The organism is Leptospiraceae bacterium (assembly GCA_016708435.1).
Lineage (GTDB): Bacteria > Spirochaetota > Leptospiria > Leptospirales > Leptospiraceae > UBA2033.
The window spans coordinates 1-15,902 of record JADJFV010000023.1; the positions used below are offsets into that span (position 1 = coordinate 1).

22 protein-coding genes and 1 pseudogene are annotated in these 15,902 nt (G+C 35.3%); 19 read left to right on the forward strand and 4 right to left on the reverse strand.

Going from position 1 to position 15,902, the window contains the following annotated elements; translation table 11 throughout:
* Positions 1 to 40 precede the first annotated feature (40 nt).
* The 10 genes from IPH52_18540 (at position 41) to IPH52_18585 (ending at position 7,004) form a co-directional block, all read left to right on the forward strand.
* Positions 41 to 325 carry an ATP-binding protein gene (locus tag IPH52_18540; protein MBK7057008.1) on the forward strand — a complete coding sequence of 95 codons (285 nt, stop codon included), beginning with the start codon at positions 41 to 43 and terminating at the stop codon, positions 323 to 325.
* 410 nt (positions 326 to 735) lie between these two features.
* Positions 736 to 1,065: a hypothetical protein gene (locus IPH52_18545; protein MBK7057009.1), complete on the forward strand. Its 330-nt coding sequence runs from the start codon at positions 736 to 738 to the stop codon at positions 1,063 to 1,065.
* A 13-nt stretch (positions 1,066 to 1,078) separates the two neighbouring features.
* Complete coding sequence (locus IPH52_18550) at positions 1,079 to 1,306, forward strand: hypothetical protein (protein MBK7057010.1); 228 nt, start codon at positions 1,079 to 1,081, stop codon at positions 1,304 to 1,306.
* 56 nt (positions 1,307 to 1,362) lie between these two features.
* Positions 1,363 to 2,601, forward strand: a complete 1,239-nt coding sequence (locus tag IPH52_18555) for a hypothetical protein (GenBank protein MBK7057011.1) — start codon at positions 1,363 to 1,365, stop codon at positions 2,599 to 2,601.
* Between the two features lie 199 nt (positions 2,602 to 2,800).
* Positions 2,801 to 2,971, forward strand: a complete 171-nt coding sequence (locus tag IPH52_18560) for a hypothetical protein (protein ID MBK7057012.1) — start codon at positions 2,801 to 2,803, stop codon at positions 2,969 to 2,971.
* Positions 2,972 to 3,255: 284 nt separating this feature from the next.
* Positions 3,256 to 3,633, forward strand: a complete 378-nt coding sequence (locus IPH52_18565) for a hypothetical protein (protein MBK7057013.1) — start codon at positions 3,256 to 3,258, stop codon at positions 3,631 to 3,633.
* Between the two features lie 84 nt (positions 3,634 to 3,717).
* Entirely contained in the window at positions 3,718 to 4,110 is a 393-nt protein-coding gene (locus IPH52_18570) for a hypothetical protein (protein MBK7057014.1), read from the forward strand.
* 154 nt (positions 4,111 to 4,264) lie between these two features.
* Entirely contained in the window at positions 4,265 to 5,083 is an 819-nt protein-coding gene (locus IPH52_18575; GenBank protein ID MBK7057015.1) for a hypothetical protein, read from the forward strand.
* 87 nt (positions 5,084 to 5,170) lie between these two features.
* The gene (locus tag IPH52_18580; protein ID MBK7057016.1) at positions 5,171 to 6,577 is read left to right on the forward strand and encodes a 7TM-DISM domain-containing protein; all 1,407 of its coding nucleotides are present in this window, start codon (positions 5,171 to 5,173) and stop codon (positions 6,575 to 6,577) included.
* On the forward strand, positions 6,531 to 7,004 hold the full coding sequence (locus IPH52_18585; protein ID MBK7057017.1) for a HAMP domain-containing histidine kinase: 474 nt from the start codon (positions 6,531 to 6,533) through the stop codon (positions 7,002 to 7,004). Before IPH52_18580 ends, IPH52_18585 begins: the two co-directional genes overlap by 47 nt.
* Here IPH52_18585 and IPH52_18590 read toward each other — a convergent pair.
* Positions 6,997 to 7,617 (reverse strand): response regulator transcription factor, encoded by a 621-nt coding sequence (locus tag IPH52_18590; protein ID MBK7057018.1) that lies wholly within the window; start codon positions 7,615 to 7,617, stop codon positions 6,997 to 6,999. The genes IPH52_18585 and IPH52_18590 overlap by 8 nt on opposite strands.
* Before the next feature lie 201 nt (positions 7,618 to 7,818).
* Here IPH52_18590 and IPH52_18595 point away from each other — a divergent pair, with 201 nt between their 5' ends.
* Complete coding sequence (locus IPH52_18595) at positions 7,819 to 8,232, forward strand: hemerythrin family protein (protein MBK7057019.1); 414 nt, start codon at positions 7,819 to 7,821, stop codon at positions 8,230 to 8,232.
* Positions 8,233 to 8,269: 37 nt separating this feature from the next.
* Here the strand turns inward: IPH52_18595 and IPH52_18600 are convergent, their stop codons facing one another.
* Both IPH52_18600 and IPH52_18605 read right to left on the reverse strand, forming a co-directional pair.
* Positions 8,270 to 8,605 (reverse strand): hypothetical protein, encoded by a 336-nt coding sequence (locus IPH52_18600; GenBank protein ID MBK7057020.1) that lies wholly within the window; start codon positions 8,603 to 8,605, stop codon positions 8,270 to 8,272.
* Positions 8,586 to 8,735 (reverse strand): annotated as a pseudogene (locus tag IPH52_18605) (UPF0175 family protein). The gene IPH52_18600 and the pseudogene IPH52_18605 overlap by 20 nt, the downstream one beginning before the upstream one ends.
* Before the next feature lie 266 nt (positions 8,736 to 9,001).
* Here IPH52_18605 and IPH52_18610 point away from each other — a divergent pair.
* From IPH52_18610 to IPH52_18625, 4 genes are read left to right on the forward strand one after another with little or no spacing between them, the layout of a single operon-like run.
* Complete coding sequence (locus tag IPH52_18610; protein ID MBK7057021.1) at positions 9,002 to 9,424, forward strand: hypothetical protein; 423 nt, start codon at positions 9,002 to 9,004, stop codon at positions 9,422 to 9,424.
* Positions 9,421 to 10,836, forward strand: a complete 1,416-nt coding sequence (locus IPH52_18615; GenBank protein MBK7057022.1) for a chitobiase/beta-hexosaminidase C-terminal domain-containing protein — start codon at positions 9,421 to 9,423, stop codon at positions 10,834 to 10,836. The genes IPH52_18610 and IPH52_18615 overlap by 4 nt, the downstream gene beginning before the upstream one ends.
* Positions 10,797 to 11,990, forward strand: coding sequence for an NHL repeat-containing protein (locus IPH52_18620; protein MBK7057023.1), 1,194 nt, complete (start codon positions 10,797 to 10,799; stop codon positions 11,988 to 11,990). The genes IPH52_18615 and IPH52_18620 overlap by 40 nt, the downstream gene beginning before the upstream one ends.
* On the forward strand, positions 11,918 to 12,106 hold the full coding sequence (locus IPH52_18625; protein MBK7057024.1) for a hypothetical protein: 189 nt from the start codon (positions 11,918 to 11,920) through the stop codon (positions 12,104 to 12,106). Before IPH52_18620 ends, IPH52_18625 begins: the two co-directional genes overlap by 73 nt.
* A 135-nt stretch (positions 12,107 to 12,241) precedes the next feature.
* Here the strand turns inward: IPH52_18625 and IPH52_18630 are convergent, their stop codons facing one another.
* On the reverse strand, positions 12,242 to 13,120 hold the full coding sequence (locus IPH52_18630) for a PD-(D/E)XK nuclease family transposase (GenBank protein ID MBK7057025.1): 879 nt from the start codon (positions 13,118 to 13,120) through the stop codon (positions 12,242 to 12,244).
* A 466-nt stretch (positions 13,121 to 13,586) separates the two neighbouring features.
* On the opposite strand from IPH52_18630, the gene IPH52_18635 reads away from it, so the two are divergent.
* From IPH52_18635 to IPH52_18650, 4 genes are all read left to right on the forward strand, one after another.
* The gene (locus IPH52_18635) at positions 13,587 to 13,859 is read left to right on the forward strand and encodes a hypothetical protein (GenBank protein MBK7057026.1); all 273 of its coding nucleotides are present in this window, start codon (positions 13,587 to 13,589) and stop codon (positions 13,857 to 13,859) included.
* A gap of 147 nt (positions 13,860 to 14,006) precedes the next feature.
* Positions 14,007 to 14,426, forward strand: coding sequence for a hypothetical protein (locus IPH52_18640; protein ID MBK7057027.1), 420 nt, complete (start codon positions 14,007 to 14,009; stop codon positions 14,424 to 14,426).
* A gap of 410 nt (positions 14,427 to 14,836) precedes the next feature.
* Positions 14,837 to 15,271, forward strand: a complete 435-nt coding sequence (locus tag IPH52_18645) for an AAA family ATPase (protein ID MBK7057028.1) — start codon at positions 14,837 to 14,839, stop codon at positions 15,269 to 15,271.
* A gap of 106 nt (positions 15,272 to 15,377) precedes the next feature.
* Complete coding sequence (locus tag IPH52_18650) at positions 15,378 to 15,671, forward strand: AAA family ATPase (protein MBK7057029.1); 294 nt, start codon at positions 15,378 to 15,380, stop codon at positions 15,669 to 15,671.
* The last annotated feature ends 231 nt before the right edge of the window (positions 15,672 to 15,902 follow it).

Sequence of the window (15,902 nt, forward strand, 5' to 3'; positions counted from 1 at the left end):
AAGAGCTCGCAAATATTTATCCTTTGTAATATGAAGGCGGATTTTTTTTTCATTTTCTCTTCTTAATAAGCCCTCACCCGAAATCGAAATTTTAGGTATTCCAGATGAATACTCAAATCTTGTATTCGAACCATTTTATAGAATTTCAAAATTTGTAGATGATGCATATAACACTTTAAATCTTGGAATTGGATTATCTCTCGTTAAAGCAGTAATAAAAAAACACAATGGAGATGTTAGAATATCGAACATAAAAGATTTTACTGCAAGGAGCGGTGACACTGTTAAGGTGAACCTAGAAATAGAACTACCCATTATAGAATAAAGTTTATGGAAAAGAATTCAATCTCCTGTGAGACAGAACCAATACATTTAATAAATGAATTACAGGATTTTGGTTTAATAATTTTTTTATCTTTTGATGATAATAAAATAATCGCATGCGGAGAAAATTCTTACGAATACTTAAAATTAAGTCAAATGAAGTTTTAAGAAGAAAGCCCGTTGAAATATTTGAAAATTTTAGTCAGTATAAAGAAAGAATTTCAAAGTGCTTTTAATAAAAATCAAGAAGAATTTTAAAATTCAGTTTTTTATTTCAAGAGCAGCTAATGTTCGCAACTTTTCGAAAAAGCGAAAGTTTATTTTTGTGAGATTGAAAGAGATAATCCTAATTATGCGCTTGATATATTCAATGATTTATTGACAGAATTCAATGAACTAAGCAAAATAAATATGGCACAGAAACTATATGATTTTGCAGTAGAAGAAATTAGAACGAAAACTAAGTTTGATAGAGTTTTATTATATAAATTCAATGAGGATTTTACTGGGGAAGCTATTGCGGAGTCACGAAATCATAAACTAACATCACTTCTAGGCTTCCATTTTCCTGCTACAGATATTCCTGCGCCAGCTAGAGAAATTTACTTAAAGAATTCAATACGCCTTATCCACTCCAGACAAGAAAAACAAATTAATTTAACAAAATCCGACGAATATCAAAACTATAATTTTGATATGAAGTGCATCCATACTAAGAGCACCTCACAGTCACCACCTTGAATATTTACGTAACATGGGCATTGTTACATCGATGTCAATTTCATTGACGGCCGAGAAAAAATTATGGGGTTTATTTATCTGTCACTCATTAGAGAAATTAGTTCCTTCTACATTTATCCGAAATTATTTATCGATTTTTTCTAAGTCAGTTTTTAGACAAATTGATTTATTAAACAAACACAGAGAATCCTTAGAAGAAATAAAAATCCAGGAATTATTTACAAACCTAATTCAAAATTAAATTCAGTCTCTCTAGATAACATAATCAATGTTTTCGAAAAACATATACATCTATTAATGAAAGAATTCGAATCAGATGGACTATACTTACAGTTTAATAATAAAAGTTTAAGCATTGGAATAATACCGGAGAAAGCAATTTTAGAAAAAATTATATTTATATTATCAACTGAATTTGCCGGTAAATTTTTCTTCACAAATGATTTACAAAAATCTTTTCCTGATAAATTTACAAATCCAGATAAAGCAAATGGTATATTGTCGATTCCTCTATCTGCAAACAAAAATGATAGGATAATCTGGTTTAGAGGAGACGTAATTAAAACTATAATCTGGGGTGGAAATAAAGAAGAAGCATTTACTATCTCGAATAATCAAATTTCTCCGAGAAGGTCATTTGACAAATGGCTAGAAACTGTAAAAGGAAAATCTATTCCTTGGTCTGGTTTACATATTAAAATAATTTCTGAATTACAAAGAATCACAGAAATCATAGATAAAAAAATAGCTGAAAATAAATTAATTGAAACTTTAGAACTTATTAAGGCCTCAGAAAAAGAATTACAAGATTTGAATGCAACTAAAGATAAATTTTTCTCCATAGTTTCCCATAACTTACGCGGTCCATTTTCTGGTTTACTTGGAATTTCTGAATTATTAAAAGACTCTGTCAATGTCGAGCCTCCGCAAATGGATGAAATTAAAGAATACTCAGAGTTAATTCATATTAGCTCCTTAAAAGCATTTGACTTATTAAAAAATTTATTCGAATGGGGAAAGATTCAAACCAATAAAATCAAAATAAGAAAGGAATATATAAACTTAAGTTTTTTAATTGAGGAAATCATTTATTCTCTATCAAAAAAGTTACAGAATAAAGAAATAACCCTTATTACTGAATGTAAAGAATCAATAAACTTATTTACTGATAAAGATGCACTAATGGCAGTAATGAATAATATACTTATGAACTCAATTAAGTATTCTTATAGACAAAGTCAAATTCTATTAAGTGCAAAAGAAGTAAACAGTACAATCCAAATAGAAATAGAAGACTCTGGCATAGGAATGACAGACCTAGAAATCAAAAAACTCTTTAAAATAGAAGAACATTTCAATATGCCGGGAACGAATGGAGAAACAGGAACTGGTTTAGGCTTAATTATATCTAAAGAGTATATTGAAAAACTTAACTTTAAGATTGTAATTGAAAGCCAAAAGGGAAAAGGAACGAAGGTAATGATAATTTGCCCCTTTCAATATAATTTATCTATGAAATCTAAACTAAAATTTTAATATTACTTTTAAAAAATTACTTGTAGGTATCTACAATTATTTATAATGAAGAGATGAAAGGAATGATGTCAAAAAAACTATTTCTATTTATTTTACTTTTTTATTCTAATCTAACAATTTTTTCTCAGACAATAGATTTTTTTGAAGCAATTGCAACTGAAGTGAAGCTATCATTAGGTGAACTATCAATAAAAAAAATGTGAATAAAATCGTAGATGAGAACACTCCGCTACTCACTGCTATGCCTACAAATAAACCAGGAATATTAAAAAATATTCTGGATGCAAAAGAAAATCCAAATTTAAAACCAAAAAGAAACAGGCAAAACTCTCCTAATGGTCTGGATGGAATCAACCTACATGATTTCTGAAAAAGAAAAATTTCCCCCGTTTAGTTAAAAACACCTTTTTATGAAGGAGACGAAAGTCCATTTTTGCTGCACCCATTCTCAAAACTAAATTCTGAATTTAAATTGGATACTCTGCTTTTGAGAAGGGGAATAACACTTTATAGAAAAATAATGGAACTTATTGGCGAGAAGTTGAATGCAGATTACTGAAAGAAAAGATATCTTCATACAGACTATCCTATCGAAGGTAGAATATACTTGACAAAAATTCGATATATTGGATAAAGTCTTGAAAAGATTTCTATATGAAAGCATTTTTCGCAAAGTCAGTCAAAAGCCTAATTGTCTCTTGGTTTATTGCGTCTTTTGTCCTAAGCCTTTCTATTGTTCCTTTTTCGCAAGCGAAGGCATTTCAGAAACCGACTAAATCTTCCAATGCATTCCAGACATTTCGTTCTCAAGCCTATGCTACCGAATACAATTTATCTTCCTTTATTTATAGTGAGGAAGACTATCGATTTAATCAAACAGAAGAGAATCGAAATTATTTACAATTTCTAACTTTCACCATTCCGTATTTCAATCCACTTCATCATTATTTTAAGAATAGCAATACTACTTCCAATCATTTTTCTTACTTAAATTACAAACTCTATTCGATACCTCCACCCGGTTGTAGCTGAAAAGCCAATTTTCATCTAAGGACTATTGTTAAATTGTCCTGTCTCTAATTCAGAAATAAAAATTATACGCAAGAGGTATTCATTATGTTTACAGTAAACGATATTATCAATCTAAAGGAAGTTGTCTATCACCAGGGAAGCTGGGACCAGCATACAAGTATTGCCATTGAAGGAAGCAATCGATTTGTTCCTGATGCTAGCACAGTTAAAAGTTATGCCAAGCTATTAAGCGATGCCATTAGCGCTCATGCGCCTGGTAAATTCCATATTGCAGAGAAGGAATCCGGAAAGTCCTATTCCATTTTTCAATTGGTAGATAAGTCTTGCATTGCAGGTAGTTTTTCTTCTGAAAAATCCTCTTCCAATATAGAAATCTTTTCTTCAAAGAAGCTGGATTTAGAGGCTGTTTTAAAAATTACTCGTGAGTTTTTCAATTGCGAAGGATTAGAAGTAAAAACCTTTAGCAAAGTCAACTAAACACAGCCTTCGGTTTTATCTCCCTTATTTTCTGAGGTTGGCTTTGACTCCAGCCTCAGACTTTTTGAAAAAATAAATTCTTTTTCTGAAGTCTTGCTCGAATAAATCTATAATAATCATCCAACTAAGACGATATTCTGATTAGTATCCACATATGGCACTGTCAAAAGAACAAACTGCAGCTTATATTGAAAATCTAAAAGAGTTTAAAGCTTATATTGAAGAGCTCAAAAAAGATGTGAGCATCTATAAGTTTCAAATGAAAAAGAATACGAATAAGGCTATGGATCCTTATTACCAATTAGCTCTTGTTTTAAATTCCATTAAACTCATCAATACTTGTATCGGGATCAATGAGGTTTCTCTTTTAACTAGAAATCTAAAAGCAGAAGATTATCTCAATACTGCCAGAAAAGAAATCTACAGTGTGTTATCGGCAATGGAAAAAGTGGTTGGTGCGGATCACGAAAATGGACTCGACGAAAACAGAGAATTACTAGATAACATAGGCGAAATCAATCCCTTACAACGCCTACATTTCTTAAAAAGCTTTCGTAAGACAATTAATACACTCGTAGATGCTTATGGGCAGAAAAGTAAATGGAGATGGAGCTGGCCTGAGATATACTTCAAACTAGCGGTTCTCACAAAGAACTTCTTTGACTTCAGAGCTTTCGAAAGAGAAAACGATTTAGACAATCCGTATTTCTATGTCCGAAAAGAGCATTACAATCTAATCATTGAGCTAGCCAACTATACCGCTCAGGAATATAGAACGAAATTTGACCTTTCTACCAATGATACAGGTGATTTAAAGAAATCCGTTGCCATGCTTGAAATGAATAGAAAGATTTTTCAAATTACCGGAAACACAGACGATTTGGATAAAACCAAGACTCTCATTGAGTCGTTGAATAACAAAATCGACACGATAGAAAACGACAAAACGAATCCTAAGAAAAAGAAAAAGTAAATAGAATTGTGATTTTCTTCTGAGCATAATTAGATGGTTACAGATGCAATGAATGATTATGAGTTAACATACATTGTAGTTTGAGCTATGAACCAAAAACTGTCAATTATCCTCACCTTTGTATTCTTTTCCATTTTTTTCTATTCCTGTGCGGATAATGGCATCTTTAAACCTCAAGTAGTAAAAGGCGTCATTGATCTTAGGAGTTGGGATTTTCAAAAAGAAGTTGTCTCCCTAGACGGAGATTGGGAATTCTATCCTTACGAATTTATTGAGCCCGGTAGTATAGATACACGAAAGGAAAATCATCCTATATTTCTTCCAATTCCAGGATTTTGGAATGATGTAATAAAAAAGGGAGAAGGGTATGGCACCTATCGTATTAGAATGCTTTTACCAGAAGGATTAAATATACCATTAGCATTCAAGGTATCAGAGAATGGAACGGCTTATGTGATGTATGCGAACGGAAAGAAAATTTCTACCAATGGAAGGATTGGCAAGACAAAAGAAACTAGTTCCCCTCAAATGCTTCCTTTGATTAGCGAAAGTATTCAACCTGAGAAAGAGATAGAAATACTATTTCATGTTTCCAATTTTCATTATCGCGACGGTGGACTTTGGTATTCTCTTTTTTTGGGGCAAGATAGTAGTATCCGCCAGATTAGAGAAAAAAAATTATACTTAACTTTTTTCTTATGCGGAAGCATTCTTATTATGGCTGTGTATCACCTGACAATCTTCTTCTTTAGAAGAAAGGACAAGTCTCCCTTATTTTTCAGCTTATTCTGCTTTGTAATTATCATAAATCTTTTGAGTTCTGGTGAAAGGTATTTAAGTTATCTCTATCGGGATGATCCCCTTTTTATACTCAGTAAAATTGAATATCTCTGTTATTATTTTGGTGTTCCTTTTTTTGCTCATATGTTGCATTTACTTTTCCCCGAAGAGTTTAAAAAGAGGGTAATAAAGATTATCTGGTCAGTTACCATTCCATTTTCCTTGGTAGTTATTTTTACTGGCAGTTCGTTTTATACGCATACAGTTTTTTACTTTCATGGTTTTACAATTCTTTGTTTTATCTATTTCTTTTACGTTATTCTTTTTGGTATCATTCATAAAAGAGAGGGAACTTGGATTATTCTTTTCGGTTCTCTCATTCTTATACTTGGATGCGTAAATGATATATTGCATTCGGCGGAAGTAATCCATACACAATTCGTAGTTCCACAGGCTTTGTTAGGATTTATTTTTGCACAGTCGGTTATTTTATCTATGCGATTTTCTAAGGCATTTAATGAGGTAGAAAAACTTACGCAAAATCTAACCGAACTAAACTTGGGGCTAGAAGACACAGTCATTCAACGGACAATTGAATATAAAACCCAAAAAGAAATTGCTGAGAGTGCGAATAAAATAAAAGATAAGTTTGTATCCATTGTTTCGCATGATTTGCGTTCTACTACGTGCATTCATAGATTCTATTTTAGATGAATTAAGTCCACAGGGGTTAATAAAGAATATCTCCTTTCAGTGCGGAATACCCGAATCGGATACAATTCAAATTGATCCGGAACTTTTTTCACAAGTAATTCGAAATCTAGTCACGAATGCAATTAAGTTTAGTCATAATAAAGGCATTATCAAAATCGATTTCATTCAAGAGGATAAAGACTATATACTTTTCATAAAAGATTATGGAGTAGGGATGTCTGCGGATAATTTAAAAAATCTATTTGATCCAGAAGGCGTTAAAAGTAGTTTAGGAACTTCTGGAGAGCAGGGAAGTGGTATGGGGCTTTTTATTTGTAAGTATGTTGTAGAAGCGCATAATGGCAAACTCCATATTGAAAGCATGGAAGGAGTAGGCACGATTTGCAAAATTCGGCTGCCTTTTCTGACTAATATGGGAATTATTTAGAATACATTTCTTTGAGTTGTAATATTAATTCAGCATTGCTTTGGACGTTGTATTTTTTTCTGAGTTTATAAATATAGTATTCTATTGTTTTCTCGGATTTATTTATTTTTTCTGCAATTTCATTGTAACGAAATCCTTGTGATAGAAAATCAAAAATTTCGTTTTCGATTGGTGTTAATGATTTCTTCTTTGCATCTTTGGAAAGATGAACCTTTACTGCATCAGAGCAATAAAAGATTCCTTTTAATGTCTGCATCAAAATACTCGGTAGAAATGTTATGGATTCTGATTTGAGCGCATACGAATCGGCTCCGTTTTTTCTTGCATCAAAAAAATAATTCATTCCTTCATGCATGGTAAATATCACAACTTTAACTAGGGGATAATTCTCTTTAATCGCTTTTAATAAACTAAATTTATTTGCTCCGGGCATGTCAATATCAAGCACAATGATATCTATCTCTTCTTGTTCTAGAAATTTTAAAACAGAATCAGCATTGGCGAAGATTCCGCATATCTTAAATCTAATATCGCTTTTTAAGATAACACGAATTCCCTCTGTAACTACAGAATGGTCGTCTGCTACGATGATTCGAAATATTTTTTCTGTCATAAGTCATTGTCGCAAATCTTTCTTAAAATGAACAACGAAATAAATTCTAAATTGAATTGAAAGTTTAGGACTTTTCCTAAACTTTTGGACTATTTACCTGAAAAACTTTTTCTCTCTCCAATTCGCTTTTGAAATTTGTTGCATAGAAAGTGCAGGTCGCGGGTGGGAATGTAAGAGTATAAACAAGGGAAGGAAAAATACATGGAAACAATTATATGGGATGAAAAACTTTTGAGTGTGGGAGTAATGCAATTCGATAATGAGCATAAATTTCTAATCAAATATTTGAACGAATTAAACGATGCGATAAAAATTGGCTCTAGCCAAACAATAATGGAAGAAATTTTAGTAAAAATAATGCATTATACTAAATCCCATTTTGCGCATGAGGAAAAATATATGACACGTTATAATTATCCAGGATATGAAGCACATAGACAAGAACATGCCATGTTAACAGAGCAAGTAAATGATTTTTATACAAGGTTTACACAGAAAAAAGCCTCATTTTCCTTGGAGTTAATACGTTTTCTTTATGGATGGCTAACCAAGCATATACTGGGAACGGATATGAAATATAAGGAATTCTTTTCCAAGTTACAAGAATCCATTTAAATAACAGTATGTTCCAATTGAGGCTGTCTAACAACTGCTACAATATTGGGGTGAGGCTTATTCGTATTTGCCCAAGGGCGTGGGTTAATCCATTTCCTTGGGCAAATACACAGAAAATTGTTTTACAAATTCCACAAAATCCGAAAGATTCAATAAACAACACACTATAACAAACTCGAATGCTCTGAGTAGAATTCCAATTGTTCCGGTTACAGAAAAATTCATCTGCTCCAGCAAATCCTTCTTTTAACATCAACTCTTCTTCTACTGCGCGCGGAATCAGTATCTTACCAAATTGTTTCTTTAACAAATATAATCGATCAATATTAGAAAGTGCTAATATTGGAGATGTATTACTTATTATTTCTGGCATATTCTATGTCGTCTGCTAAGTCGGGTTCTTCATAGTGTCGTGGAATTTTATTTTCTCCTAATAACAAAGAAAATTTATACTTATTTAATCCGGCGAATTCTCTAGCTTTACCAAAGCTTGCGTAGTGTTTGCCGGCTTCACCGTAACCAAAGGCTTTCTAAACTGCGAGTAGAATACCTCGTAGTCTTTTAGTATTCGCAAAGCTCTATTTTGAGATTTACAATTTATTTCCAACGCTCATCCAATCTTCCTTTCTAAAAGTTTAGGACTTTCCCTAAACTTTTGGGCAATTTCCATGAAAAAACTTTTTTTCTCTCAAATTTCCATTTGAAATCGGTTGCATAGAAGGTGCAGGTAGTGGGAATGTAAGAGTCTAAAAAAGGGACGGAGAAAGAAATGGGAATATTAATAAAAGGAAAGGAAATTCGGCAATTAATACTGCCTAGGTTCCTAATGGGAATCATTGTAATGATTGTAATCAATCAATGCACTGTTTTAGAAATCCAAAATACAAGTGCAGGGACTGATAGAGTTCTTGTAAGCGGAGAAAGAGAATGCCAGGCAATTGAGAAAAGGCATTGGACTATATTGTATGGAACGGTTCCTATTCCATTTCTAAACTCTAAGCCAGAAGAATTATTGGAAGGCAAAACCTTTCGATTCAAGGAGAAAGTGGGTGTAGTTGATTTTGTTATCTCTATACTCGGTGGATTGTCCACAAGCATAACAACTAAAACAATCGTCATCGAAAACTGTGATGCAGATAAAATACAAAAGCCGCAAGAAGCACCTGTTTCTGTAGAGGGGAAAAAAGAATGAAAGTTAAGAAATTTATCTTACCAATTTTAGTTAAATTTTTCGTAATATTGATACTTACAATTGGGACTGCCAATTGTTTGTTATTAGATAACCAATTATCAAAGCCAGAAAAGGATAATAAAAAAAGCTCTTTGGGGTTATTATCATTAGTCTTAGTAAATGGTATGGGCTATAGGGCTGTGAATGTAGAAATGGATGTAGAGTTTTTTGATAAAGGTGGAAAACAGATAAAAAACATTGTATTAACAGATAATCCGAGTGCTACTTCTTATATTTTAAACAAGACTATCTTGGGTGATTTTGCAAGAGCAGTTTCGGGTCAACCAGTAGTTACGAAAACGATACCAACCACTTCTGGAAGCCATATTTTGGATACACAATTTTATTTACCAGATGATGAGAAAGACCAGATTAGGGTGCAAAAGTCTACAAGAGGCTTTGGTTTGATATTTGGCGTGATAGGAGCTACCATTTCAACCATTGTCAGGGTAGTTACTGATGGAGATATTTCTGTCAGGGAAGGACAGTCGGCAAGTACAAATAACCCCACAGATATAATGAATTACTGGTTATGCACGGCTAGTGGAGGAGGAGTTAGTAAGCAAGATATAGCTTTTATTGCGGACAACACAATTGGAGGTATGACCTCCAATATAAAAAGCGCAACCAATAAAGATACAGGGCAATCAATCACTGTAAATCCAAATCCAGGAGAGTTAGGACAACCAACGATCTTCAAGGGGTATGGAAATGGGTTAGATTCTTCTTATGTATCCCCTCCCGATTCACTGCTTCCACCTGATAGTTATTTGACAAAATTTAAAACAGGATATGATAACGTAGCAAACTTTCCAATCGTAATATACTATACAAAAGATGGAACAACTCCCAGTTGTGCCGGACCTGTGACAGAACCTGCACCGGATTGTATTCAGAAGTGTACGGGAACTGCTGATTTTTGTAAGGCTTTTTGCGTATCATATAGAATTCCTGCCGTTGGATCCTCCCGCCTATCCACAAAACCGGGACCTCAAATTACAGAACCGACTACAATGAAAGCGATTTCTTGTCTAGGTACATACTCATCCAAGGTTAGTTCTTTAGTTTTTGATTTTAAGGTTCCAGAGCCCTATTTAGAAAGAAGTTTTTTAACGGACACAACAAACTTAACAATCAAAGCGAATGAAAACTTAAAAAATGTAACTATTTATTATACTTTGGATGGTTCTGTTCCAACCACATCTTCTACCAAATACGTTGGTCCATTTCCAGTTGCAAATCCAAGCACTGGAACTGTCAAAGCCATTGCCACAAAGACCGGATATTTGAATAGCGATGTTATGAGTTCTACGTATTTCCTGCTTTCTATTTTTTGGGTGGAACAGTATCTGGTCTTTCGGGAACAGTTGTAATACAAAGCAATCAAGGCGAAAGTCTCACTATTACTGCAAATGGGAGTTTTCAGTTTACAAAGAAATACATGCAGGGAACAGGGTACACTGTGTATGTTACAACCCAACCTTCAGGGCAGAATTGTACAGTTACAAATAGATACGAACTCATTTCGAGTGATGTAACAAATATCGCGATTAGCTGCTCTGACCTAGTTTCTATTGGAGGTGGCTCAGGAAGTTCAAATGGTACAACTGCGACTAGAGTCTATGGTCAGGGTGGAAGCTTTACTTCGAACACAATTAATAACGGAGGCGTATCCCCCGTTTCTCTTAATGGAGCGTGGGGGCTTGCAATAGACTCTAGTGGAGGCTTGTACGTATGTGATTGGGAAAACCACCGTGTATTGTATTATCCATCTGGTAGCACAACTGCAACAAGAGTCTATGGACAAGGAGGAAGTTTTACTTCAAACACATTAAATAATGGGGGAATATCTGCCAATTCCTTGAATTCTCCAAGAGGGCTTGCAGTAGATTCTAGTGGAGGTTTGTATATAGCTGATAGATCCAACAATCGAGTATTGTATTATGCTTCTGGTAGTACAACCTCTACTCGAGTCTATGGACAAAGTGGGAGTTTTACAACAGCTTCAGCTTCTTCGGTAACCGCTGACACATTAAATATTCCTAGTAGTGTAGCAGTTGATTCTAGTGGTGGTGTTTACATTGTTTCGGGCAGTCGTGTATTGTATTATACCTCTGGTAGTACAACTGCGACTAGGGTCTATGGACAGGGTGGAAGTTTTAATTCTGGGATAGCAAATAATGGGGGAATATCTGCGGATTCTTTAAATCAAGCATCTGGGGTCGCCTTGGATGCTACCGGTGATTTGTATATAGCTGATACCTATAACTTTCGTGTCTTGTTCTATCCATCAGGCAGTACAACTGCAACTAGAGTCTATGGACAAAATGGTAGTTTTACAACGGCGGTTGTGAGCCCTCCAACCACCTTTGGTAATACAGGTGGTTCACTCGCACTCGGGACAGACTCTAGTGGGGGTTTGTATGTACTTCTGATCCCTCCAATCATCGTGTGTTGTTTTTTCCGTCGGGTAGCACAACTTCGACTAGAGTCTATGGACAAGCCGGAAGTTTTAATTCTGGGATAGCAAATAATGGGGGAATATCTGCTGATTCACTATGGGCTCCCTTTGGATTTGCGATAGATTCTACTGGTCGTGTATATATAGCTGATTCAGGAAACAACCGAGTCTTGTTTTACTAATTTCAGTATTATTTTTAAAATAAACTTTAAAGGCATTTTCTGGTCACTCATTAGCTAGGAAGTGCCTTTTTTGTAACTATGGATTTTAGATTACTTTTGAATGGGGGATTATTCGTATTTTCCCAAGGGCGTGGGTTAATCCACGCCCTTGGGAAAATGCTTCACAAATTCCACAGATACACCAAAGACCTCTGCGATTTCTTCTACGGTGAGTTTTCGTTTAGAAATTGCTTTTCTGATTGCATCTTCTTTCTCTTTTTCAGAACGTTCTTTTTCTTCCTGCTTGCCTTCTTCTCTACCGATAATTTTTCCTTCTTCAACACCTTCTTCTTTTGCCATCATCTGCACCATCTTTCTGCCTTCGCGGATTTTGCTTTGTTCCCATTCAGAAGGGGATATATGCTCAAAGTCTAATATTTCGGAGGCTCGTTTGATTCCGTCATTGTTCGAGTTGATGCTTGGCTTTTCGGGATGATGCATGGACTCATAAACTAAATCCAACCAATCTCGAATACGCGCTGGGATTTCAGCGTTTTTGTAATTTGGATTTAAAAATACAAGACTATGACCGTAGATGTTTAACTCATCTCCCTTGATATTCTTTGGATTCAAGTTGGAAATCAAAAGTTCATCTTTGATGGGAATTCCTGTCTTTTGGTTTATCTTGTATGGCGCTGTGATAAATATAACTGCGTATACAGTTTTTTCAATGCCGTAGTTTTTAGAACTGCGTTGTAATTCTGCGATTGCCATTAAAAAATAATGTAAGAATCGGTCGAAATTGTAATCGTAATCCACTTTCTGGATTTCGATGATTACCCGCTTATCTGTGGACTCAGCGAAGATATCGTATTTAAAATCAATATTGCCAATCCTCGGATCGAATGATTTTTCGGTTTCTACTTTGTCAAATTCCAAGTCCATTTCCAAAACATCTTTTACAAAATGCTTCAATACGAACGTGTCCGTAAAAGCTTTCTTGAAAAATACTTCGTTGTCTAAATTCGCAATCATCGTTTCTCTATCTCATTCCACTTATTCCAAATTGTAAAGTGAAAAAAGATGTTTAAACCACAGAGCGCACAGAGAGCTTTAGGATTTTCCTTTGTTTATTTTTGTGGCAATCTTTTTTGCTATGTAGTTACGATTTGCAATTTATTTCCAACGCTCATCCAATCTTCCATTTCTAAAAGTTTAGGACTTTTCCTAAAATTTTGGACTATTTACCTGAAAAAACTTTTTCTCTCTCCAATTCCCTTTTGAAATTTGCATAGAAAGTGGGTGGAATGTAAGAGTATAAACAAGGGAAGGAAAAATACATGGAAAACAAAACCAATAAAAAAGACCTTAGTCTATGGATGGAATGTCTTACGGTAATCACACTAGCTGCGACTTTGACATTTGTAAATTGTCAGGAGAAAAAGGATGATAAACTCCTCTATTCGCGGCGGCAGCACTTGCCTCTAGAGGAAGTGGAACAGTGGCAACGGCGATAGAACAGCAGCCAACCTATACAATCGGTGGAACGATTACGGACTCCACAGCAACAGGCTTGGTATTGCAAAACAACGCAGGTAACAATTTAACAGTAGCAAGTGGTGCGACTAGCTTCACATTTAGCTTAGCGATAGCAACAGGACACCTATGCGGTAACCGTGAAAACACAACCAACTGGATTAACCTCACGGTTTCAAGTGGAACAGGGACGGCAACCGCGAATGTGACAACTCCGAGTGTACCTGTGCTGCAGTAACCTACAATCGGTGGAACGATCACCGGACTCACAGCAACGGGCTTGGTATTGCAAAACAACAGGGTAACGATTTAACAGTAAGCAAGTGGTGCGACTAGCTTCACATTTAGCACAGCGATAGCAACAGGAACAGCCTATGCTGTAACGGTGAAAACCCAACCAACTGGTTTGACCTGCTCGGTGGCAAGTGGCACAGGAACCGCAACTGCGAATGTGACAACTGTAACTTTAGCATGTAGCGTTCCAATAACTCGCAATTGGGGGGTCTTTACTGACAATAATAATGGAACTATTCAATTGGCAGTCACTGCTAAAACTTGGGGTGGACAAACCTACACGGCACAGACTCTGACTTGGATGAAATGTAGCCATGGACAAGCTTGGAAATCATCCACGAATGATTGCACAGGAACTGGCACTGCAACAGCTTACGGAGCAACTGGAGTTCAATACTGTAATATAGCTGACCAATCGTGCAATGATGCAGTAACTGATCTCCTAAATGGGACTGGCACCAAGTGGGGCGTCTACAGCTTACAATGGTTTAAACGCAGGTGCAGGGACTAATGGTAAGACCAACTGGCGTGTTCCTAAAAATGAATTAAAATTACAATTGAATGCAACACTACAACAACAATGCCAACTGATGATCTAACTTGTGGAGGGCTCCAAGTCCTTCCATTAATACTTTATTTCGAATACAGTTGCCAATTTTTATTGGAGTTCTACCCAGAGATCTGCAGCCGATGCGTGGACAGTCGAATTCATCGCTGGTATCTCGTCTGAGAGCCGTAAGAGTGGCACCCATTCTGTGCGCTGTGTCTCCGGACCGTAGTTTGGACATTTGAGAATTTTGAATGAGGGATTATTCGTATTTGCCCAAGGGCGTGGGTGAAGCCACGCCCTGGGGAACAAACTCAGAACTTTCTTTTTCTAGATTTCCTTGACTCCCAAAAATCCAATGCAATAGTGTAACTATGAAACCGCTTCCGATAGGAATTCAAACTTTCCGAAAACTCATAGAGGGAAATTATCTATACATAGACAAAACACAAAATATATATCAGATGATCAAAAATCCTGCCGGAGCTTACTTTCTATCTCGCCCGCGCAGATTTGGAAAGAGTCTTACTCTTTCTACACTCGAAGAAATTTTTCTTGGAAACAAAGAACTCTTTCAGGGACTTTGGATTTTCAATTCGGAATACAAATGGAAGAAGCATCCAGTCATACGATTTGATTTCAGCAAACAGAAAGCAAATGAGCCAAAGGTTTTGATAGGATTTATTAATAATCAATTGGATTATATTGCAGAAGCGCATTCCATTCAGTTAAGCAAGAAGGAATACTTTGAACGATTTGAAGAACTGATCATGAAACTAGGAGCGACAGAAAAGTTGTTATCTAATTGACGAATACGACAAACCGATCATAGATCATCTAGAAGATACAGAGCTTGCGCTTCAAATGCGCAGGTGATGAAAGGTTTTTACTGTATTAAAGGGTAATGATGAGTATATTCGATTCCTGCTTCTGACAGGAGTGAGTAAGTTTTCGAAGGCGGGCGTGTTTAGCAATTTGAATCACCTAATTGATATTACCCTCGATAATGCTTATTCTACTCTGGTGGGAATTACAGAAGAAGAATTGAAAAAATTTTCAACTTACATTTCTGATCTGGCAATCAAAGAAAATAAAACTGAGGATGAAACTCTAAATACAATTCACTCTTGGTATAACGGCTATCGTTTCTCTCAGAAGGAATCTCAGTCTACAATCCATTTTCCACTCTATTGTTATTTTGACAGTTGATTTGAACACCATTGGTTTGAGACAGGCACACCTGAGTTTCTTGTTAAATTAATTTTAAAAAATAACTATGACATCATAGAAATTCCAATTAAAACAGATGCCTTAAACTTTTCAAGTTATGAAGTAGATGACTTAAGCCTAACGCCTCTCTTGGTTCAAACAGGATATTTGACAATCAAAGATTACAATGCAGAGAGAAAACTTTTTACATTAGATTTTCCGAATTATGAA